This is a genomic window from Pedobacter sp. 10L46_2 (genome assembly GCF_056395165.1).
The window spans coordinates 1-23,153 of sequence record NZ_JBFTIZ010000042.1; the positions used below are offsets into that span (position 1 = coordinate 1).

The window sequence follows — 23,153 nt, forward strand, 5'->3', positions numbered from 1 at the left end:
CTGGTAAGTAGTATTTGCCTTTTGGAGGTGTAGTTTGTCCGGCAGGGGCTTGCATGTATTGTAAACCATCGGTACCCTTATAGTCATAAAAAAACATTTCACGACGCTCATCATTTGGTGCATATGAGTTCCAGAAACTCCAGCTTACAGCATAATATTGCCAGCGATCTGTTACAACCGGATTATTTAATGGACCAAAGTGGTTCATTAATTCGGTGGCGTCATTTAATGCGTCAGCAAGTGAACTAAAAATTGATTCTTTACACCATTTGTTGCTTTCCGCAAAAAGGCCTGCATAGGTAGGATATAATTCATATTGATGTAAGTCTTCTATCTTTTGGATTGTCTCTAAAGCTTTTTGCCATTGATGCTCGCGCATATACAGTTTGGTAAGCAACGAAAGTGCAGCGCCTTTAGTAGCCCGACCAACATCATTGGTAGGGTAAATGGCTTTTCCTTCGTAATTAACAGGGAGGTTTGCTGCGGCCGATTCCAGATCACTTATTAAGAACGCATTGATAACTTCCAGACTTGCAGGAGGCACTTTTGTGGTGTAATCTGGATTTTTTAGATTTTCTTCGGTAGTTAGGATAACCGGGCCAAATTCATCTGTTAGATCTATATAAGCCAATGCACGAAGGAATTTGATTTCGGAGAAATATTGATTCAATTGTGTTTCAGTAAGCGTTTTGATCTTTGGGATGTTGAAGAGCGCAGTATTTGCATCTGAAATAAGCTTATATTGATGTTGATAGGCGAAGTTGATATATTTATTGTTGGTTGACCATTGTGCGTCAGAAAGTTGTGAGATATCTCCTGATTGAAAAGAATGACCAATATCTGTTGTGAAATCTGTTATGGCCATTTGAAAACCAGCATAGTATTGGTAGGAATCGCTAACACCACTAGGCTGTTTTAACCTTGCATAGATTCCGTTTACAGCGGCTACTGCATCGGCCTTTGTTTGAAAAGCATTTGCTTCTGTTAGGATGCTATAGACCGTAGGCTCTGCGATTCTTTTACATGAAGCAAGACCTATTATGCAAGCTGAGAATAAAATTATAGTACGTTTCATAATTGACAATTGTAATAGGTTAGAAATTTAATTTAAGACCAAGAGTGAAAGAACGGTAAGCCGGATACGCATTGAAATCCAGACCAGCTCTTAAATTAGTGCTATTGGGATCAGTATCACTGTTATTCGAATTTACTTCAGGATCTGAACCAGTATATTTGGTGATGGTAAACAAATCTTGTGCATTAAAATATATCTTAGCAGTACTAATACCTTTTAAGAATCCAATTTTTGAAGTTGGAATGTTATAGCCAATACTTAAGTTTTTCAGTTTCACATATGACGCGTTCTCTACGAATCTAGAGTTGATATAGCCACCATATTTTGAGGTAAAATATCCATTTCTAGGTACATCAGTATTGTTGTTTTGAGGGGTCCAGCGCTGTAATGCATCTGTACCTGTGTAAGTTTCCAATAACAAGCGATTCATATTATAAAGATCAGATCCAAAAGCACCTTGGAAGAATATGCCAAGTTCAAGACCTTTATATGTGAAGCTGTTATTAAACCCTAAAACATAATGAGGGTAAGCGTTTCCTAGTACCTTGCGATCATCAGCGGTAATTGCTCCATCACCATTTAAATCTTTATATTTTGGATCTCCAGGTTTAGATAGGGGTTGAGCAGCATAAACCTCGCCTGTCTTAATTACTCCATCATAAACATAGCCATATAGTTCACTTAATTCTCTACCTACAGCTAGCTTGGTGAAATCAGCTGCTGGCACAGCTCCATCGGGATTAGCTGTTTGAGAAATAATGTATGGTCTGTCGTTTAGATTTATTGCTTTTTGTTTGTTATAAGCAATGTTTAAAGTGGTATTCCATGTCATGTTATCATTCTCAACGTTTCTGCTGTTGATAGAAAGCTCGATTCCTTGATTTTGAAGTGATCCACCATTGATTAACTGAGAGTTGAATCCATAGATTTGTTCAATTGGAATATCTAGCAGAAGGTTTTTTGTTGTTTTGCGATAATAATCAGCTGTAACACTTAAGCGGTCATTTAAAAAGCCCATGTCTACACCTGCATCAAATTGATAATTACTTTCCCATTTTAAGTTGGGATTAGGTAAACGGGTGCCAACAACACCGCCGTATAGGTCACTTTCTTCGCTTAATGAAACTCCGGTTGGCCCAAATGTACTCATGTATACGTAGTTGTTTACCCGGTCGTTACCTGTTCCACCGTATCCCATTCTAACTTTTAAGTTAGAAAAGATCTTATTATCCTTCATGAAATCTTCATCGCTAACTCTCCAGGCTAATGATCCTGATGGATAATATCCTATTCTGTTTTTTGAAGAGAATTTTGATGAAACATCCTGACGGATAGTGAATGTAGCCAGATATTTGTCTTTTAAAGCATAATTTAAACGACCGAAATAAGAATACATTATTGCTTCTTGCTTATCAGTAATAGCTTTAATTCTTTCAGCAGCACCATCAAGATTGTTATAAAGGTACTTATCAGTAGTGAATTTTTGTACCTGAGTATAATGTCTTTCATTTTGATCGAACTGATAAGAAAATCCTGCTAATGCGGTAAATGAATGTATCTCATTAAATACCTTTTTATAGGTAAGATAAGTTTCCATTAAATTACGGGTAGAATTTAGTTCATTCACCGAAGCCTGTCCCTGAACCTTTTCTCCTGAGACAAGAGTAGTAGGTAGGTAAGTTCCTTCTTTAGTTGCTGAAAATTCTGTTCCTCCACTAATATGTAAGGTAAGCTCGTCAAGAATTTGCAGGTCACCAAAAATGTTAGCAGTCATTCTATTGTTGTAACGATCGTTAGTGGGTTCAAGTAACCAAGCTAAAGGATTATCTTTCCCATTTCTACGAGCATATGTTCCGTCTGCATTGTATGGAGCAATAGCCGGAGAAGTGAACATAATACCATATAATACGTTAGWTGGTACTATGTTTCCGTCGTAAGTTTTAAATTGCGAAAATGATCTGGCAGCATATATATTCGCGCCAGCTTTAAATCTTTTACCAACTTTTTGATCTATGTTGAAACGACCAGAGTAACGATCGAAATCTGTTTTCTTTAATGCACCTACTTGTCCGAAATAATTTCCTGAGATAGAGATACGTGTATCTTCATTACCACCGCTGATGTTTAAGTTATGGCTTTGTACTGTGGCATTTCTTGTAGCAAGACTAAACCAATCAGTATTAGTAGAACTCTCTAAATCTTCGGCAGTATATTCTGGCGGGTTTCCTTGCTCAATTGCTTTTGCGTTAGCAATAGCTTTGTAGTCAGTCGCGTTCATTAAATCAGGTCTGTTCTTGATCCGTTGAGTTCCATAATAGCTTTCTAGTTCTACTGATGCTTTTCCTGATTTACCTCTTTTTGTTGAAATTAGAACAACTCCATTTGCACCCCTGGAACCATAAATAGCCGTAGCAGATGCATCTTTTAAGATTTGAATGTCTTCAATGTCACTTGGCGAAATATCTTTACCATTGTCTGTAATAAAACCATCAACTACGTACAAAGGTTCGTTAGTAGATTTTACTGAATTACCACCCCTGATGCGGATAATACTTGTACCTCCCGGTGCTGAACTAGCTTGAGTAACCTGTACACCCGAAGCACGACCCTGAATGGCTTGTGCAACGTTTGAAGTAACACCCCCTAAGTTTAAGCTTTCTTTTGAAATAGAGCTAATCGCACCGGTAAGGTCTTTCTTCTTTGATGTACCGTAACCTACCACAACTACCTGCTCAAGTTCATTTTGAGTTTCTTTTAAGGTTACATTTATTTGTGTTTTAGATCCAACAGTAAATTCCTGAGAATCGAAACCGATAAACGAGAATTGCAGAATGCTTTGTGCATCTGGTGCAGTAAGCGCATAATTACCGGAACCATCGGTAAGGGCACCTACTTTACCACCTTTTACTTTAACACTAACTCCCGGGATGCCTTCTCCTTTGGCATCCGAAACTTTTCCGCTTACTTTAATCCCTGTTTGGGCATAACCCTCTATAGAGAGGAGAAATGTTATTAATAGTGAAAATAGTAGAAATTTAGATTTCATATTTATTGGTTTATATGTTTGTTGTTTTAGTTTTAAAAAGGAAGCTGGCAGATTTTAGGTGTGTTTTTGTTAAAAAACATGGCCCAGCGAAATAACTGTCGGGGTAGAAATGAAAAAAGTCAATAAGGAGAGCCCTATGAAATTTCATTATCATTTTAGTTTAGTTTTGTTTAGTTTTTCCCAATCAGATTTATGCTTTTGAGTGCATAAACTGATATAAAGTATTAAGAGTGAAGGTAGAGCTAAAAACAGTGAGGGGCCGTTCAATTGTAATGTAAAAATTGCGCAAACGTTTGTTCTGGCAGTTTTTTACTGAATTACTATCGGAATTTAATAAGTGATTAATTTAACGTTAAATTAATCACTTATTGTAACCAGTTACGTTGTCTGATTATCAGGGCATTTTTTAGGTTTTAACGCAAAATAGGAGGTTTTAACTCCTTTTTAAAAGAGGAATGGGTGCCCAAACTAAGGTTATGTCTATTTAATTTTTTGGATTATTGTAAGTGGCAGTATATGAGCTTGTTAGTTTGAGTGCAAACGATTGATATGCTTTTTTTAGTAAAATGAAATTGTTACTTCAAGCTCTTGGCCTCATTCCAGTAAATATCCATTTCTGCCAGTGTCATATCATTCAGTGCTTTGCCATTTTCTTTGGCTTTGCTTTCAAGATATTGAAAGCGCTTAATGAATTTTTTGTTGGTTTTTTCTAATGCGTTCTCAGGATTGATGTTAATGAAACGAGCGTAATTAATTAAAGAGAACAGTAGGTCGCCAAATTCACTTTCTGCTTTTTCTATATCTATAGCGGCACCATCTACTACATTATACTCATCTTTAAATTCCTGCAACTCTTCTTCAACCTTTTCCCAAACCTGTTCCTTATTGTCCCAATCAAAGCCAACACCTCTTGCTTTTTCCTGAATGCGACTTGCTTTTACCAGAGACGGCAGACCAGCGGGTACCCCCGATAAAACAGATTTGTTTCCTTCTTTAAGTTTTAGTTGCTCCCAGTTTCGTTTTACATCGTGCTCATCTTGTACCTCAACATCTCCATAGATGTGCGGGTGTCTGCTAATTAATTTATCACATACACTGTTCAGTACATCAATTATGGTAAAGTCATTAGTTTCTGACGCTATGCGGGCGTAAAAAACAAGGTGCATCATTACATATCTCCCAGCTCTTTTTTTACCTCGTCAAGGTCTCCTTCAAGGATAGCATCAGATAGCTCATAGGTTTCCTCAATAGTTAAATGTCGCAGCGTTTCCATGGTTTGTTTTTTATCCCATGGGCATTGTGTGCGTAATGTATCTAACACTGTAAGTAGTCTTTGAAATGCCGAGGCAGGATCGTTTGCAGTAACAGGAGGTATATTATTAGGCATTGGGTGTTTATTTTATGACGTTAAAGGTAACCATCATTGTGGTTAAAAAAAGAACAACAAGGCCTAATAAAAATATAATATCGGCAGCTCTCTCTAAAGGATAGTTCGAGGGACCTCTTCTTTTCATGGAAAGAAATGATAAAATACAGGCCGTCATAAATAATATAATTGCAAGAGCTGTTGTTTCGTCAATGATTGTACTGTCGCTCATTTTTGCGACCTTAAGAGAGGTCAATACAATAAAGCACAAACCCAGTAAGGTTGCAGAGGTATTAAGTATATGCGGCGTTCTGTTTTCGGGCATTTATCAAGCTATTAAAATTTGTTTTTATTCCTGTTCTTCGAGCTTAATATTCTTTGTGATTCGATATATCTTACGTTTTTTATGCGGCTTTTCTTCTCCGCCAAGTAAAACTCCCCATGGTTTTAAAGAATCTACACGATCAAATATAATTTTTAGCATTGCCATGTAGGGAATACATAAGAACATACCTGATATGCCCCATATCATTTCGCCAACTACTATGCCTATAAAGGCAAATAGTGCATTTATCTTTACCTTTGAACCTACAACCAATGGCATTAATACATTGCCATCCAGGGCATGAACACCTGCAAAGGCAACCACCACAAGTAACATCTTGGCTGCGCCTGCAGTAGCAAAAGTAATCAGCGCACTGATCAGCAACGCGGTAAAGATGCCTATATAGGGGATGATGTTGAAAATGCCGGCAATCAGACCAAGTAACACCGCATACTTTACATTTAATACCCAAAGTACTAAGATCATTAATAAGGTAACGATGAGCATTTGCAGGAATAATCCGGTGATATATTTTTTGATGATATATTGTATGCGCCTTACAATTTCTCCTACCTTATCTGCATGTTGTTCTTCAAATACAGCGGTTAAAAAGGTGAAAAGTACTTTACGATAGTTTAAGATGAAAAAGGTAAAAAGTAATAGAAAAGACAGAAAAAGCAGCGTTGAAGACAGGGTAAGTAATGTAGCGCCTAAAACAGTGGCGCTGGTGGAAAGTGCCGCACTGGTACTATCTCTTAAATAGTCTATCTGCTTTTTTGTATTGATGTTAAAGGTATTTGAAATCCAATTCTGGATGTCGTGAAATGAAGTTTCTCCTTGCTTTTTAAGCGCAGGCCAGTCTTGCCAGAGATCGGTAAGCTGGTTTGCCAAAAAATATAGTATGCTAGATATAAAAGCGATCATGAGTATCACAGATACGATTGCAGCCAGACTCCTTTTAAAGCGCCATTTTTGTTCCAGAAAATTAGAAAGAGGTAATAACAGTAAAGCCAGCAAGAATGACGTTAGCAGTGGCGCAAGTAATGTTTGTCCTAAAATGGCGAGGTACCCTAAACAGATGATTGCAAATAGCACCAAAGCAAGTTTAGCGTAAAAAGGGAGCGTGATGTTTCTCATAGATGATTTATTAAGCCAGTTAGAAAAGTTTAACATAGGAAAATTAACTAAAAACAAACGCCCTGCCAAATATTTAGCGGGGCGTTTGTTTTTATTAAAAGAATTAAAGGTTATTCCCAGGCACTGGCTTCGTCAAGGATTGCAATATCCTCAACATTTAGTTTTAATGTTGCGGCTTTCTTAAGATCTTCGAGCTGGTCTAAACTGGTAACGCTTGCAATTGGTGCAGTTATGGATGGACGTGCAATAAGCCAGGCCAGTGCTATACTTGCCTGATCTGCACTGTATTGTTCTGATACATCATCAAGGGCTTTTAAAATTTTAAATCCTCTTTCATTCAAGTAATTTTTAACTGCACCACCCCGCTGACTTTTATTAAGGTCTTCTACTGAACGGTATTTTCCGGTTAAAAAGCCACTTGCCAGAGCATAATAGTTAATTGTACCTAAATCATTATCCTGTACAATTTGTTCGAAGTTTTTTTCGTAACCCTCGCGTTGGTATAAGTTGTATTCTGGCTGTAAGGTTTGATATTTAGGGAGATTGAATTTTTTTGCTATTTCCAACGATTCAGTTAAGCGCTCCGGTGTTAAGTTGGAAGCGCCAATCCATCGAACCTTGCCTTCTTTTATTAATTGATGATATGCCTCAAGTGTTTCTTGTATTGGTGTGTCAGGATCATCGTAATGAGATTGATAAAGATCTATGTAGTCTGTTTTTAATCTTCTTAAGGAGTCTTCTACAGCCTGAAAGATATACTTTTTAGACAAGCCCTTTTTATCAGGTCCCATTGGGGCACCAACTTTTGTGGCAAGTATAATTTTGTCTCTGTTATTTCTCTGCGACATCCAGTTTCCGACTATTGTCTCAGATTCCCCACCGGTGTTTCCGGGTACCCAGGCAGAATATACATCTGCGGTGTCTATAAAGTTAAAGCCTGCATCGGTAAAGCCATCAAGTATTTCGAATGATTTCTTTTCATCCGCGGTCCAGCCAAATACATTTCCCCCAAAGGCTATTGGGTAAACAAATAAATCGGAGTTTCCTAATTTTCTTTTTTTCATCGCTGTAATTTCTGTTGTTAAGGTAGGTTGTGCGAGCGCATTATTACTTACTTAACAAATTTAACAGCATGGTGTTTCTAATATAGTCGGTGGTTTGTAATTTATAATAATTATTTGGGTTCAATTGCTTTAGTTGCTCTTAGCATTTCTCGCTTTCCCGGTGCTCCGGGAAGCTTTTCTATGGTAAAACCTACTGATTTGAGTGCACGTTTAAGTTTTCCGGTAATTGCATATGTAACGAATATGCCTCCCGGTTTTAAAAATTGGCAAGTATGTGCAATAATCTCGTCTGTCCACATTTCGGGTTGATGCTGAACAGAAAAAGCATCAAAGTAAATGAGGTCAAATCTTTGTTCAGTCTGGAACCTGTGAAGATATGTTTGTACAATTTTAAGCTGTTGGTCTGGAAGCATGGTTACTGCCTGCAGTAATGCTTTTCCATAATTGTCAATCAAACTGTTCCAAACAGTATCGGGTACGTATGCGGCATAGCCTGTTGATTCTAATTCTTCAATTCTTAATGGAAAGGCCTCCAGGCCAATATATTGAAGCTTTATCTGATGTTCGGCACAATGAGAAATGCTCATTAAAAAGTTAAGTCCTGTGCCAAAGCCAACCTCCAAAACAGATATTTCTTTATCCGGAAAGCTGGCTATTGCATGCTTTAAACCGGCATCAATAAATACATGTTTGCTTTCCTGCAAAGCACCGTGTTTGGAATGATAATTTTCGCCAATACTTTCGTTGTATAGTGTGTTTGAACCATCAGCGGTTTGGATAAGTTTATTCATCAGTGCAAACTTAGATAAAATAGTTTTTAACTTTAGACCTTAATTGCTTGCTATGGATATTGAAACATTTAGAGATTATTGCCTGAGCCTAAAGGGAACTACTGAAGGTATGAAGTGGGATCACCTGTGTTTTATGATTGAAGAAAAAATTTATGTGATTATGTCTCTTGAAGAAGGAAGGTTTTCTATTAAATGTGATCCGGATGAGTTTGATATGCTGGTGGCAAGACCGGGTATTCAGCAAGCTTATCACATGGCAAAACGCCAGTGGATATCTTTAGATAGTTTGGACGTATTGCCTGATCCTGAATTGAAAAGCCGTGTTGCAGAATCCCGAACCTTTGTACTAAGAAAGCTTAGTAAAAAGGTTCGGGAGAAATATAATTAGTTACTATTTGCCGGATTTAACCCTGCGGCCTTCTGACTCGGAACTACCTGAGCGCTGACGGGCTGCTTTAATATCGTTACTTCCAAATCGGTATGTACATGTTAAGCGGAATACCTGACTTTCCCATCTTTCATTAACTACATAGTTTTGTGAAGACAGTGCACTTGTAATTACACTTTTTTGCATTTTAAACAAGTCATTGGCAGCAAGTTTGATACTCAATTTTTTATCCATGAAAGATTTATTTATACCAAGGTCAATACCGTACTGAGGGTCTATTAATATTGTTCCGTAAACTTGTTTAGATTGATAAAAGCCAGACCATTCTATATTTAATGACGGATTTACAGTAATGGTCTGTGTTGTATTAAAGTTAAATGCAACTCTTCCACTTTGAAACGGTTGGCCTAAAAGATCTGGAGTTTTGAAATTGTTGTAGAATCCGGTAAAGTTGTTATTACTGCTCCACCACTTGGTTATTTGTATTGGATAACTAATGTTCAGGTTGTATGCATCTTGCGTAGCAAGGTTCTGATTAGAAATGAAAATTGTTTTTTTAGCCGTATCTGTTAATAGAACATCAGACATTACATCAGTGGTATGGCTATACCCAAATGTTACGTTTAATGTTTTTTTGTAAGAATAGGATAGCTCGAAAGCATTAGTGTATTGAGGTTTTAAGAATGGATTCCCAAACCTGTAAGAATACAAATCAAGGTAATAGATAAATGGATTTAATGAACCATAATCTGGACGGTCAATTCTTCTGCTGTAAGAGAGGCCCATTTCATGATCTTTAGATAGTTCCTGGTTTATAAAAATGCTTGGGAACAGATTAAGGTAATGTCTGTTTACAATCTTTTGTTCTGTAACAGAATTTCCTTTTGAGTTGGTTTGTTCAGCTCTTAATCCTAATTGTACAGAAGTAGTTTTAAATTTTTTGTTGAGGTTAGCATAGGCAGCATTGATATTTTCATCGTAAAGGAATTGATTACTGCGCTTAACATCGTTTTGCCACTGGTTGTTTTCGTAGTTCTCAAAGATGAAGTTGTTGTCTGTTTCTACAAAACTCGATTTTAAGCCAACTTCAAGTTTCATCTCTTTGTTAATAGGGTAGGTGTAATCTGTTTTTCCTGCCCATATTTTGGTCGTGGATGGTGTAGCATTTCTAAAAATATAATCAGGTTTGGCAGGCAGACCTTGGTTGTTTAAATATCTATTGTTGAAATTGTTATCCTGTCTTCCTATATGTTCGGAGTAATCAGCATCTATGCTTATTTCCTGTCCCAGGGTGTCTATTGTCCCTTTATAATTCAGGTTGTACGACATGCCGGTGTATTTATACCTGTTAGGGTTTTGAGCAACTACTGATGAATCTGTTTTGGAAGGCTGATCACCGATCAATGTAAGCACATCTGATGCATTTTTTCCGTTTGCATTATATCCATTAAAAGCAAAACCAATTGTGTTCTTGTCATTGATGAAATAGTCTATCCCGCCTTTATAATTGCTGTTGTTTCTGCGTCGTATGTTCATATTTGTTTGATCAAAATAGGTTTGATCCGTTGCGGTATTGTTTACCCTGGCAATATCTGTGCTGCCAAACCCTTTATTGCGTCCGTAATCGTAATTTCCAAAAATATTGATTTTTTTTTCACGATGATTTAGGTTTAAACCACCATTTGCCTTGTAATATCTTCCGTAACCAACACCTCCAAGTATAGAGCCATTAGTACCATAATTTCTGTTCTTTTTTAGTTTAATATTGATGATCCCAGAGTTACCGGCGGCGTCATATTTTGCAGAGGGGTTGGTAATTAATTCGATAGATTGGATTGCATTTCCCTCAGTAGATCTAAGAAGATTGGCTAATTGTTCTGAAGATAGGTAGGTAGGTTTGCCATCAAGCATTACGGTAACACCCTGTTTACCCTTTAAGCTAATTTTGCCATCTTTGTCGACAGTAACTCCAGGCGACTTCTGTAAAATATCCAGAGCCGTATTACCAGCTGCCAATGCGCTATTTTCTACATTTATGACTGTTTTATCAATCTGTCTTTCTATCAGGGGTTTTTGTTTAACAATTTCAACACCTTTAAGCTCTTTTGCATCGGTAGCCAATTGAACATTGCCTAGATCGTGAGTTTTTTTGCTTGAACTTATAGAATAAGGCCCCTTAAATACCTTTTTGTAACCAACTACATAAATGGCAATAAGATAATTCCCTTGTTTAATTTCTTTTAACTGATAGGTTCCATTGTCGGAAGTAAGTGTCCCTTTTACAGTGGTTGAATCTTTGGCATTTAACAAGCTAATGGTGGCATACGGAAATGCCTTTTGCTGTTCGTCTAACACCTTACCGGATATTTCTCCGGTTGTATTGTCTGATTGCGCATTCGCGACTGTAAAAGTCAGCGTAAAGGCAAATATGGCGAGAAGTAGAATGTATTTATCAGGTTTCATAATGGCATACTTTTTCCACATACGCTTTTAAGCATATTAATCGAATATGTGAATGGTTTTTGTGATTCTTATTTAGTTATTTATAAGATGCAGGAATGGTGCGAAAGGTTACAGCGAATATTAAAAAAAAGTGAAAATATGCCTTTACGATATTAATTATGAATTTCTATAAAATAAAAATGACCCGAAATTCCTTCCTGGTCATTTGAATTGTTGAGCGTTGAGTTAATAATTTGATTTCTTCTTTATTAGTCGGATTTAATGATTAATTCTTCAGTTTTATTAAAATTCCAGACTTGTCTTTGTTCCATTCTATCTATAACTAACGAGAAAGAGTCTTCATTTTCAATGATTTCGAGGAGGGTGCCCAGATTGACTATAATGTCTCCTGCAGCCAGGTTCGAAATTCTAATGGCTTTTAGGTCTGGTAAAGGTTCCGGTATGTAATTCATAGTGAGAGATGTTAATTTGGTTATTTAGGTACATAAACTTTCTCAAAAATAGTTGTTAGAATTTTGCAAAGTGGTGACATACACATTTTTTTCTTATTTTTAGCCCATGGAGAAACCTAGAAAACGTATAGCCGGAGCAATTAGAGATAAGGAAAGAACTATGCTTAAATTGATTGCTGCGGTAGGTGAAATTATTAAGAATGAGGGGTATACGGCATTAGGTGTTAACAATATTGCTAAAAAAGCAGAGGTCAATAAGAAGTTGATTTATAGGTATTTTGATAACAATGTAAATAATTTGATAGAAACCTATGTAAAGACAAAAGATTATTGGATTAGTTTATCTGGAGACATGGAAAGACTTATGGCCGAATCTCAAATTGATGGTGGCCGGCCTATGGTTAAGACAATATTAAAAACTCACCTTAGTTTTTTTTACACTGAAGAGGAAATGCAGAAGATCGTTATCTGGGAAACCAGTGAAAAAAGTAAACTGATGAAGGAGGTTGGTTTAAAGCGGGAAGCTTTTGGTGAGGAAGTTTTTAAACTACTTCTTCCGAATTTCGAAAAATCAGGTGTTGACTTTCGTGCGATAATGGCATTGCAGGTAGCAGGTATAATTTTTATGGTATTACAGTCTAAGGCTAGCGGAAATCCATTTTGTGGTATTGATATTAATAATCCGAATGATATGGATCGAATATTAAAATCACTCGATCAACTCACTGATTTAGTATACGATAAAGCAAAAAACTAATATAATGGCGCTTTTGCAAGCGCCATTATATTATGTATTTACCAAATTCTAATTCTGTTTTCAGGTTTCTTATATAATTTATCACCTGGTTTAACGTCAAATGCCTCATACCACGCATCCATATTTACAGGTGCGCCAATGGTTCTGTAAGGTCCTGGCGAGTGCGGATCTGTTTTAATCAGCTGCGCTGCACTTTCAGGTAAAATGTTACCTCGCCAAACCTGTGCCCATGATAGGAAGAAACGCTGATCTGGTGTAAAACCATCAATCTTTTCATTTGACTGACCCTGTTTAGTTAATTTAAATGCTGTATATGCAGCATTAAGGCCGCCAAGGTCACCTATATTTTCTCCCATCGTTAGTTTTCCTATTACGTGGATGGTATCTAATACAGTATATGCATCAAATTGCTCTCCTAAAGCTTTGGTTTTTGCTTCAAATTTAGTCTTATCTTCGTCAGTCCACCAGTTACGAAGATTACCATCTTTATCATACTGGCTTCCTGAATCATCAAATCCGTGAGACATTTCATGTCCAATTACAGCACCAATACCACCATAATTAACCGCATCATCAGCATTTGGATCAAAGAACGGGAACTGAAGAATCCCGGCGGGAAACACAATCTCGTTCATTGTTGGGCTATAGTAGGCATTAACGGTTGGCGGGGTCATTCCAAAACGTGTACGGTCAACAGGTTTGCCTAACTGATCTATTGATTCTTTATACCCCCACGCACCTGCATTTCTTAAGTTCTGGAAATAGGCAGCACGGCTTATAACCAAACCATCATAATTCTTCCACTTTTCAGGATATCCTATTTTTGGCACAAATGCATTTAGTTTGGCAAGTGCTTTTTCTTTTGTTGCAGCACTCATCCAGTCCAGATTTTTAATCCTGATCTCAAATGCTTTTCTAAGGTTACTGATGAGCTCGGTCATACGCAGTTTTGCATCTGGCTTAAAATATTTGGCTACGTATAGTTGTCCTAATAATTCTCCAATTGTGCCATCTGTTAATTGCGACATTCTTTGCCATCTTGGAGTTTGAACTTTTTGTCCGCTTTGTACCTGATTAAAAGCAAAGTTTGCGGCCACAAAAGGTGAACTTAGGTTAGGAGCAGCATTTTTTAATACATTCCATTCCAGGTATGTTTTCCAATCTTTTAATGAAACACTCTTTAGCATTTCGTCAAAAGTCACAAAGAATTTTGGCGCAGAAACAAGTATCGTATCCTGACCGCTTACTTTTAGTTTAAGCAGCATTTTTGCCCAGTCTACAGATGGAGTGGTTTTGCTAAAGTTTGCAACAGTAAACTTATTATAGGTTTTATATGGATCGCGCATTTCTACACGAGACATTTGAGCATCTGCAAATTTCTTTTCTATCGACATTACCGTTGCTGCTTTTTTCTGACCTTCTGTATTATTGTAGCCAATTAAACCAAAAAGGGTAGTCATGTAGGTTGTATATGCCTCACGAATCTTTACACTCCTGCTATCATCCTTCAAATAGTAATCGCGATCAGGAAGTGTAGTGCCTCCCTGTCCAAGTTGAGGAAGGTATTTTGTTACGTTTTTTCTATCCTGACCGACACTAAATCCAAACATGGGAGAAGCAAGCCCGCTTACGCGCATATATACCGTATGGTCTAAAATATCCTGAACAGTTTTAAGTTGTTTAACTTTTTCCAGGTCAGCTTTAATTGGACTATAACCCAGTTTTTCAATTGCTATGCTGTCCATTGCGGCGGCAAAGAAATCACCTACACGTTTTTTTACTGATCCTACCGGAGCTGTTTTATCAGCAGCAGCATCTTCTACAAGTCCTTTTACTGCATTTATATTAAAATCTCTTAATACATTGAAACTGCCCCAACGTGTTTCTTTTGCAGGAACAGGATTGTTTTTAATCCATGTGCCGCTGGCATATGTGTAAAAATCATCTCCAGGTTTTACGCTGAGATCCATGTTGGTCGGGTCAATAAATTTTGCGGGAGATTGAGCACTAGCCGTATAGCCGGTCGCAAGAATTCCTAAGGCAGCAATGTGCCTGGTTAGTTTTAAAATATTCATAAAGTTAGTCAACAGATTTTATAACACTTTACCTATGCAGGAGAATCCCTGCGACATGTGGTGTTTATAATAACATCAATGAGGTAAAAGTAATAAATACTGCTTAACAAGCATTTTGTCTATTCAAAATATTACTTGTTAAACCAGTAGTAGATTTTAGTTAGGCTGAACCGCCTAAGCAAGGAACCTGAAAAGAAAAATAGTTTTATTGCTTTCATGACTAAGTCAGTTATACCTATTTAACATATTTTAACATATTTTATTGTGTAAGGGGTGTAAAATATGTTCTATTGTTTGGTAAGGTATGATCTGTTTACTGCTAATTAATACTTCTGCTTAATTTTTTTCTCTGGCCAAGATATAATCCGAAAACAACAAGCAAAGTGCCTGCAACTGTGTACATGGTAATAGGCTCGTCCATTAACCACCAGGCATAAAAGAAACCGAAAAGTGGACATAGAAACAGCCATAGTGAAGCTTTAACCGTATCTATTTTTAATAAGTAGAACCAACATATAAGCCCTATTACAGACACTGCAAGGCTAAGCCATAAAGCAGAGAATATAAGCCTGTTGTCCATTCGTATCAATGAGAAATCACTAAAGAAAAAGGTAAATGGGAGCAGAAATATTCCCCCTAGCGCCACCTGCCACCCATTGATCAAAATGTTGGGGAGCTTCCATTTCACTCTTGCGTAGTATACACTTGCAAAAGATACACAGACCATACTTAACATCAATAAGCTGATTCCCAATATAGTTGTACTGCTATCTTTTAACAGTGGATAGGTGGCAATTCCAATACCTGCCATACCTATTATAATGCTAAATATTTCTTCTTTTGATGGTTTACGGCCAATTAGCCAGGAAGACAATAGTACAATTAATAGTGGGTTTGTAGATGTAGCCAAACTGCCTATACCTGCTGCGGTATATTTCATCGCACATACGTACAGGCCAAGATAAACGGTGGTATTTAAAAGGCCAAATATTGAAAGGTGCTTCCATTCTTCGGCATTAGGTAATTTATAGGATTTATTAAATATATATCCAAATGAGAGTAATACAAGCCCTGCCAGGAAAAAACGAATATTTGCCAGGACCAATGGAGGCGCAGATAAAATGCCAAATTTTGTAGCTACAGATGCTGAAGCCCACAACATAGCGAACAGTAAACCTATAAAGATGTTTTTCACACATCAAAGGTAATCAAGCCAACGATGTAATTTGCGATATTTTGTATAAGTTTGGCCCCAACTTATTATTCATACGATGAAACCATCATGTGCTGCATTATATAAACCGAAATGAATAATAGCGGGCGGCGCATGATAGCTTCATCATCTTTTAGAACAACTGATGAAAAAACTGATTTTATGTATTCAATTGTTGTCAATTGCTTTTTATGGCATAGCCCAGGATAAACAATTGACCATTCAGGATGCAATGAGTAATGCACGCACTACTTTGGCTCCGGAAAATCTTTCTCAAATTCAATTTATTTATGGCACAGAAGATTATGTGTATGCCAAAAAAATAGGGAATGAACCCGTATGGATGAGTGGCAATTTTAAGAGTCAGCATGAACAGCAATTTTTATCATTGGTCCAGTTAAATCAGAAATTAAAGTCATTTCAAAAGAATACTTTAAAGTCGATGCCTGTTATTCAATTTAATCAGGGACCCGACTGGATATTAACGGTTAACGGAAGTAAAGTTGCGTTTAATCCTGTAAAGAATACCTATAAGGTGCTCATAGATCAATCTATTGGTAGTAAAACTAGTGTTGAACAAAGTACCGCTGGTTACATCGCTTATTTGGATAACTTCAATTTGTTTGTGACAAATGGTACTGATCAAAATCAGGTAACTAAAGATGGCAGCAAAGATATTGTGTATGCTTCGTCGGTTCATCGTGATGAATTTGGAATAACTAAAGGTACGTTCTGGAGCAATAGCGGTAAGCTACTCGCTTTTTATAGAATGGATCAAAGCATGGTTTCTGATTATCCGATCATAGATTGGACCACGAGACCTGCTAAAAATGTAAATATCAAATATCCTATGGCAGGCGATAAAAGCCATGAGGTAACTGTAGGGGTTTATAATGCAGATACGAAAGCTGTGGTGTACCTTAAAACAGGTGAACCTGTTGAGCAGTATCTTACTAATATTGCATGGAGCCCGGATGATAAATACATATACATTGCGGTTTTAAACCGCGGACAGAATCACATGAAGCTAAATCAATATGATGCAGCAACCGGTGATTTTGTGAAAACATTATTTGAAGAAAAGGATGAGAAATATGTTGAGCCATTGGTGCCTATGTTATTCCTCAAAAATGATCCTGCTAAGTTTATCTGGCAAAGTAACCGTGATGGATGGAATCATTTATATCTATATGATTTAAATGGAAAAGTATTGAAACAATTGACAAAAGGAAACTGGGAGGTACTTGATGTAAAAGGATTTAATTCAAAAGGTGATCAGCTGTTTTATGTTTCTACTGAAGAATCTCCCATAACCCGTAATTTATATGTGCTTAACTTAAAATCAGGTAAATCTAATAGGATTACACAAGGATTTGCTGTACATGGTGCACAGGTGAGCACTTCTGGAAACACTGTAATTGATAATTATAGTAGTCCGGAACAACCCCGAGTAATCCAGTTAATAGAAACTGCAACTGCTAAAACAAAAACATTATTAAAAGCACCCAATCCTTTAGCTGCATTTGCTACAGAAAACTCCTCAATCTTTACTATAAAAAGTAACAGTGGAGACGATTTGTATTGTAGCTTATATAAACCAGTTGATTACGACAGCACAAAAAAGTATCCGGTTATTGTTTACTGGTACGGCGGCTCACATGCGCAGCTTATCCTAAACTCATGGAATGCAGGTGCTGGAGATTATTGGTTCAGGTATATGGCTGAGCATGGTTATGTGGTATTAACAATCGACACAAGAGGAAGTGATAATAGGGGTAGAGCTTTTGAACAGTCTATGTTCCGCAGAGCAGGGGATGTTCAAATGGAAGATATGATGAAGGCAGTAGATTACTTGAAGGGGCTTCCTTATGTTGATTCTGCTAATATGGGGCTATTTGGCTGGAGCTTTGGAGGTTTTGGAACGGTTGATTTTATGGTTACACATCCTGGTATTTTTAAAGCTGCTGTTGCAGGTGGTCCGGTAATAAACTGGAAGTTTTATGAGGTGATGTACACTGAACGCTATATGGATACTCCGCAGGAAAATCCTGAGGGTTATGCTGCTACTGACTTGAGTAGTAAAGTTGACCAGCTAAAGGGAAAACTGATGTTAATCCATGGCCTGCAGGATCCTGTTGTAGTACAGCAACATTCTGTTGATTTCGTTAAAAAAGCTGTTGATAAGGGTATTCAAGTAGATTATATGATCTACCCTGGCCATGAGCATAATGTAATTGGTAAAGACAGAGCACATTTGTATCAAAAGGTTACTGATTACTTTATGCAAAACCTGAAGTAAAGAAAGTAAGGTTAAAAAAGATCAATGTACATTGATCTTTTTCCCTATTTTTCTATTTCCTTTTCCCAAAAAAGTCAGTGTTATGAGCTGATATGCAAAATCTTCCCTTCAAGATTTTGGGGAAGCGAATAGCATCTGTCTTTTTTATTCTTATTTTTACAGCCAAATCTGATACTTTTTCAAAATAATGAGCATTTCTACAAAATACGACCCGGCGGCAACCGAAGACAAATGGTACAGCTACTGGATAGAAAAGAACTTTTTTCATTCTGAGCCTGACGAACGTGAGCCTTATACCATTGTAATCCCTCCTCCAAATGTGACTGGGGTTTTGCATATGGGGCATATGCTAAACAATACAATTCAGGATGTGCTGATTCGTAGAGCGCGTATGCAAGGTAAAAATGCTTGCTGGGTGCCTGGAACGGATCATGCATCAATTGCTACTGAGGCAAAAGTTGTTGCCATGCTTAAAGAAAGAGGGATCAGCAAAAAAGACCTTAGCAGAGAAGAATTTCTTAAATATGCTTGGGAATGGAAAGAGAAATACGGGGGTATTATTCTTGATCAGCTGAAAAAGTTAGGCGCAAGTTGCGACTGGGAGCGGACACGCTTTACTATGGAAGATGATCTTTCAGAAGCAGTAATCGATAGTTTTATCCATTTGTATAAAAAAGGAAGAATATATCGCGGCGTGCGTATGGTGAATTGGGATCCGGCAGGTAAAACTGCGGTTTCTGATGAAGAAGTGATCCGTAAAGAGGTAAATCAAAAGTTATATTATATAAAATATTCGGTATCGGGAACCAATGATTTCTTAACCATTGCAACTACCCGTCCGGAAACAATTATGGCCGATGCTGCCATTTGCGTTAACCCTAACGACGAGCGTTACCAGCACCTGAAAGGAAAAAAAGTTTTTGTACCACTAATCAATCGTGAGATACCTGTTATTCAGGATGAGTATGTAACAATGGATTTTGGAACAGGATGCTTAAAGGTTACTCCTGCTCATGATTTGAACGATTACGAATTGGGTGTTAAACATAAGTTGCCTGTAATAGATATCTTAAATGAAGATGGTACATTAAACGAACTTGCTGTTGTGCTTGTTGGTGAAGACCGCTTTGTGGCAAGAAAAAAGATTGCTGTCTTATTAGAAGAAGCTGGTCATTTAGATAAAGTTGAGGACTATAAATCGCAGGTAGGTTTTTCTGAGCGTACCAATGCAGCTATTGAGCCTAAGCTATCTATGCAATGGTTCTGCAAAATGGATGAAATGGCCAAGCCGGCATTGAAAGATGTATTGGATGGCGATGTTAAGTTAATTCCTGAAAAGTTCGTAAACACCTATCGTCATTGGATGGAGAATGTTAGGGACTGGAATATCAGCAGGCAACTGTGGTGGGGACAACAAATTCCTGCATGGTACGATGATAAAGGCAATTGGGTTGTAGCAAAAACTAAAGAAGAAGCACTTGACGAGTTTTTAAAACTTAAAGATATTGACGGGGTATTTACGGAAACTGAAATCCATGGTTTTAAACATCAGCTGGCACCTTTTGTAACTCAGGATCCTGATGTAATGGATACCTGGTTTTCATCATGGTTGTGGCCAATCTCTGTGTTTAATGGTTTTAAAGATCCAGACAATAAAGATATTAACTACTATTACCCTACCAATGATCTGGTTACTGCCCCTGAGATTTTATTTTTCTGGGTAGCACGTATGATCATGGCAGGCCATGAGTTCAGAGGTCAAAAACCTTTTACAAATGTTTATTTAACAGGTATTGTAAGAGATAAATTGGGCCGTAAAATGTCTAAATCATTGGGTAACTCCCCTGATCCTATTGGGTTAATTGAAAAATATGGTGCTGATGGAGTAAGGGTAGGGATGTTGTTGTGCTCTCCGGCTGGAAACGATTTGATGTTCGACGAAAGCTATTGCGAGCAAGGCCGTAATTTTGCCAACAAAATCTGGAATGCTTTCAGATTAGTTAAAGGTTGGGAAGTTGATGAAAATCTTGAAAATCCCAACCAACAAGCTATATTGTGGTTCGAAAATCGCTTTAACGAAGCGCTGGCAGAGATTGAAGAGAACTTTAAACAATACCGTTTATCGGAAGCTTTAATGGCCTGTTATAAACTGGTATGGGATGATTTCTGTGCCTGGTATCTTGAAATGGTAAAGCCAACTTATCAACATCCAATAGACGCTGAAACTTTAAAAGTAACTATCGGTTTCTTTGAAAAAATCCTGACATTATTACATCCATTTATGCCTTTCCTAACGGAAGAATTGTGGCATGATGAACTCTTCGGAGAGAAAGGTGAGCTTGATTGCTGCATTGTAGCAAACTACCCTGTTGTTGGTAAAGCGGATGCGCAATTACTTAAAGAAGTGGAGATTATTAAAGGCCTGGTAGCTGAGATCAGAAACGTTAGAAATACGAAACAGATCTCGCCTAAAGAAGCACTTCCTCTGGCTATAAAAGTAAATTCGTCTTTAGATTTCGAAAAATGGTTAAATATTGTGTTCAAGCTCGCTAATATTAATCAGGTTGAGTTTGTAAACGATAAGATTCCAGGAGCTGTAAACTTTATGGTGGGCAACGATGAGTTCTTTATTCATCTGAATGAGGCTATTGATATTGACGTTGAAATAGAACGCTTAAATGGAGAATTGGTTTATTTACAAGGCTTTTTGAAATCTGTAGATGCTAAGCTGAGTAACGAAAGGTTTGTACAAAACGCAAAACCTGAGATCATTCAAAACGAACGCAATAAAAAAGCAGATGCTGAATCGAAGATCAATACTATCGAAGAAAGTCTTGCTGCTTTAAAAGGATAAATCTAATTGAGCATTCTTCGGCAGGCAGCTGGAGAATGCATTATTTTAACCAGCCTTCTTTAATGTTATTCTGTAGGCGCACCTTCTGTCGCCTGCAATAATATGATTTACCCTTGTTATATCTATATCCTCACCTAATACAAACTTAAAAGTATTAAGCTCTGAGGCGCAAAAACCCTGGCAAACCTGCGCTGCTGCACAAATTGGGCAGTGGTTCTCTATCAACAAATAGCCTTGTTCATCTTTACTATATTCAGCCATGTATCCTTCTCGTGTGCGGATATCTGCGAGTTGGGAGATACGACCTTCAAGATCTGTAATAGATTGTAATTCGTTAGAATATTTTTCCTTGCCAACTTGTTCGCCTGCTGCTATCACTTTATCAAGAGCCTCGTCGCCCAGCGTGGTCTTCATAAGTTGTATCAGTTTAACAGTAAGTTCGGCATGCGTATCAGGAAAACCAGCATTTCCTTCTTCTGTTAAACTAAAGTAAACGGTGGGCCTGCCAACACCTTTTGATTCGTTGGTCGATTTGATCAATCCCTCCTCACTTAATTTGATGAGTTGTAAGCGCGCGCCTTCACTTGTAATCCCAAGTTCTTTTGAAATTTCTCCTGCAGTTAATGCACCACGGGTTTTTAAAAGCATTAAGAATCGATTTGTCTTCATAATCTAATAAAACAAGTATTTGGTTGTTTTATTCACAAAAGTACTAACTTTGCTTAACTTTTTAACGAAATAAAGAATTATAATGAAATTATCGTGATACTCCATATTTAATTATTAACCCAACACTTAGTTCGGGCGATAAATAATCGCTGTTAACCTTAACTGCCAAAAAGAGATTTTTTAGGAGATGAGGACTACTTATGCCAAAAAAGAAAAATTACATTTATGAAAACAATACAATTACTCTCATTATTAGGCGGAATGTTGCTATTTGAAGCATGCAGCCCCACACAAAGCCAAACGCAGGAAGAAACTATTCAGGAATATCCGGTTTCAACAGTACAACCGAAAGATGCTGTTCTCAATACAGATTACTCAGCAACTATACAGGGTCAGCAGAACGTAGAGATCAGACCAAAAGTAGATGGGTTTGTAGAACAGATACTTGTTGATGAGGGTGCAGTTGTTAAAAAAGGTCAGTTACTTTTTAAAATAAATGCCCCCCAGTACGAACAGGAGGTTAGAACAGCTACGGCCGCCATAAAAAATGCTGAAGCTGAAGTAAGTACTGCAAAAATGCAAGTCGAGAAAACCTTGCCTCTGGTAAAAGAAGAGATCATTAGTAATTATGAACTTAAGCAGGCAAATTTTAATCTGCATGCTAAAGAAGCTGCACTTGCACAGGCAAAAGCTAGTTTAGTTAATGCCCGCACTAATCTTGGCTATACTCATATAAATAGTCCTGCCGATGGGGTGGTGGGAAACTTACCCTATAAAACAGGCAGTCTGGTTAGCAGTTCATCTCCACAACCGCTAACAACAGTTTCAAATATTGCAAGTGTTTTTGCCTACTTCTCCTTCAATGAAAAGCAGTTTCTGGATTTCACAGAAAACAACAAAGGGAAAACCATAAAAGATAAGCTAATGAATATTCCTCCGGTAACACTTTTGTTGGCCAATGGAACAGAATATTCAAAAAAAGGCAAGCTGGAAACCTTAAGTGGATTAATCAATACAGAGACGGGTTCAGTTAATCTTAGGGCAAGTTTCCCCAACCCCGATGGATTAATTAGGAGTGGCGCCAGTGCACTTATTCGCATCCCATTAAAAGTAAGCAATGCACTTTTGGTCCCTACTAAAGCAACCTTCGAAATGCAGGAAAAAACGATGGTCTACACC

At 37.5% G+C, this 23,153-nt stretch carries 16 protein-coding genes and 1 pseudogene; 5 read left to right on the forward strand and 12 right to left on the reverse strand.

Annotated features, from left to right (window positions below):
• From AC1DDX_RS06940 to mnmC2, 7 genes and pseudogenes are all read right to left on the reverse strand, one after another.
• Positions 1–1,075 (reverse strand): RagB/SusD family nutrient uptake outer membrane protein (locus AC1DDX_RS06940; RefSeq protein ID WP_477621893.1); only part of this gene is annotated, 1,075 nt, incomplete at its 3' end.
• Between the two features lie 19 nt (positions 1,076–1,094).
• Positions 1,095–4,121 (reverse strand): SusC/RagA family TonB-linked outer membrane protein, encoded by a 3,027-nt coding sequence (locus AC1DDX_RS06945; RefSeq protein WP_477621894.1) that lies wholly within the window; start codon positions 4,119–4,121, stop codon positions 1,095–1,097.
• Positions 4,122–4,696: 575 nt separating this feature from the next.
• Positions 4,697–5,508: pseudogene (gene mazG / locus AC1DDX_RS06950) on the reverse strand (nucleoside triphosphate pyrophosphohydrolase).
• 7 nt (positions 5,509–5,515) lie between these two features.
• On the reverse strand, positions 5,516–5,812 hold the full coding sequence (locus AC1DDX_RS06955; RefSeq protein WP_048907066.1) for a hypothetical protein: 297 nt from the start codon (positions 5,810–5,812) through the stop codon (positions 5,516–5,518).
• 24 nt (positions 5,813–5,836) lie between these two features.
• Positions 5,837–6,949 (reverse strand): AI-2E family transporter, encoded by a 1,113-nt coding sequence (locus AC1DDX_RS06960; protein ID WP_172659479.1) that lies wholly within the window; start codon positions 6,947–6,949, stop codon positions 5,837–5,839.
• A 110-nt stretch (positions 6,950–7,059) separates the two neighbouring features.
• Positions 7,060–8,013, reverse strand: a complete 954-nt coding sequence (locus AC1DDX_RS06965; RefSeq protein ID WP_288881146.1) for an aldo/keto reductase — start codon at positions 8,011–8,013, stop codon at positions 7,060–7,062.
• Between the two features lie 110 nt (positions 8,014–8,123).
• Positions 8,124–8,804 carry a tRNA (5-methylaminomethyl-2-thiouridine)(34)-methyltransferase MnmC2 gene (mnmC2, locus tag AC1DDX_RS06970; RefSeq protein ID WP_288881144.1) on the reverse strand — a complete coding sequence of 227 codons (681 nt, stop codon included), beginning with the start codon at positions 8,802–8,804 and terminating at the stop codon, positions 8,124–8,126.
• A gap of 52 nt (positions 8,805–8,856) precedes the next feature.
• Here mnmC2 and AC1DDX_RS06975 point away from each other — a divergent pair, with 52 nt between their 5' ends.
• On the forward strand, positions 8,857–9,192 hold the full coding sequence (locus AC1DDX_RS06975; protein ID WP_288881142.1) for an MmcQ/YjbR family DNA-binding protein: 336 nt from the start codon (positions 8,857–8,859) through the stop codon (positions 9,190–9,192).
• Positions 9,193–9,195: 3 nt separating this feature from the next.
• On the opposite strand, the gene AC1DDX_RS06980 is transcribed toward AC1DDX_RS06975, so the two are convergent.
• Both AC1DDX_RS06980 and AC1DDX_RS06985 read right to left on the reverse strand, forming a co-directional pair.
• Positions 9,196–11,655 carry a TonB-dependent receptor gene (locus tag AC1DDX_RS06980; RefSeq protein WP_288881139.1) on the reverse strand — a complete coding sequence of 820 codons (2,460 nt, stop codon included), beginning with the start codon at positions 11,653–11,655 and terminating at the stop codon, positions 9,196–9,198.
• Positions 11,656–11,903: 248 nt separating this feature from the next.
• Positions 11,904–12,107 (reverse strand): hypothetical protein, encoded by a 204-nt coding sequence (locus AC1DDX_RS06985; RefSeq protein ID WP_172659485.1) that lies wholly within the window; start codon positions 12,105–12,107, stop codon positions 11,904–11,906.
• A 106-nt stretch (positions 12,108–12,213) separates the two neighbouring features.
• On the opposite strand from AC1DDX_RS06985, the gene AC1DDX_RS06990 reads away from it, so the two are divergent.
• Complete coding sequence (locus AC1DDX_RS06990) at positions 12,214–12,864, forward strand: TetR/AcrR family transcriptional regulator (protein WP_337716380.1); 651 nt, start codon at positions 12,214–12,216, stop codon at positions 12,862–12,864.
• A 38-nt stretch (positions 12,865–12,902) separates the two neighbouring features.
• On the opposite strand, the gene AC1DDX_RS06995 is transcribed toward AC1DDX_RS06990, so the two are convergent.
• Together AC1DDX_RS06995 and AC1DDX_RS07000 are read right to left on the reverse strand one after the other, a co-directional pair.
• Positions 12,903–14,939, reverse strand: a complete 2,037-nt coding sequence (locus tag AC1DDX_RS06995; RefSeq protein WP_337716382.1) for a M13 family metallopeptidase — start codon at positions 14,937–14,939, stop codon at positions 12,903–12,905.
• A 319-nt stretch (positions 14,940–15,258) separates the two neighbouring features.
• Complete coding sequence (locus tag AC1DDX_RS07000) at positions 15,259–16,134, reverse strand: DMT family transporter (protein ID WP_172659489.1); 876 nt, start codon at positions 16,132–16,134, stop codon at positions 15,259–15,261.
• 163 nt (positions 16,135–16,297) lie between these two features.
• Between AC1DDX_RS07000 and AC1DDX_RS07005 the strand changes: the two genes are divergently transcribed.
• On the forward strand, positions 16,298–18,451 hold the full coding sequence (locus AC1DDX_RS07005; RefSeq protein ID WP_337716384.1) for a S9 family peptidase: 2,154 nt from the start codon (positions 16,298–16,300) through the stop codon (positions 18,449–18,451).
• Between the two features lie 187 nt (positions 18,452–18,638).
• Positions 18,639–21,305 (forward strand): valine--tRNA ligase, encoded by a 2,667-nt coding sequence (locus AC1DDX_RS07010; RefSeq protein ID WP_288881131.1) that lies wholly within the window; start codon positions 18,639–18,641, stop codon positions 21,303–21,305.
• 45 nt (positions 21,306–21,350) lie between these two features.
• On the opposite strand, the gene AC1DDX_RS07015 is transcribed toward AC1DDX_RS07010, so the two are convergent.
• Positions 21,351–21,953, reverse strand: a complete 603-nt coding sequence (locus AC1DDX_RS07015; RefSeq protein ID WP_288881129.1) for a helix-turn-helix transcriptional regulator — start codon at positions 21,951–21,953, stop codon at positions 21,351–21,353.
• Positions 21,954–22,199: 246 nt separating this feature from the next.
• On the opposite strand from AC1DDX_RS07015, the gene AC1DDX_RS07020 reads away from it, so the two are divergent.
• Positions 22,200–23,153 (forward strand): efflux RND transporter periplasmic adaptor subunit (locus AC1DDX_RS07020; RefSeq protein WP_477621895.1); only part of this gene is annotated, 954 nt, incomplete at its 3' end.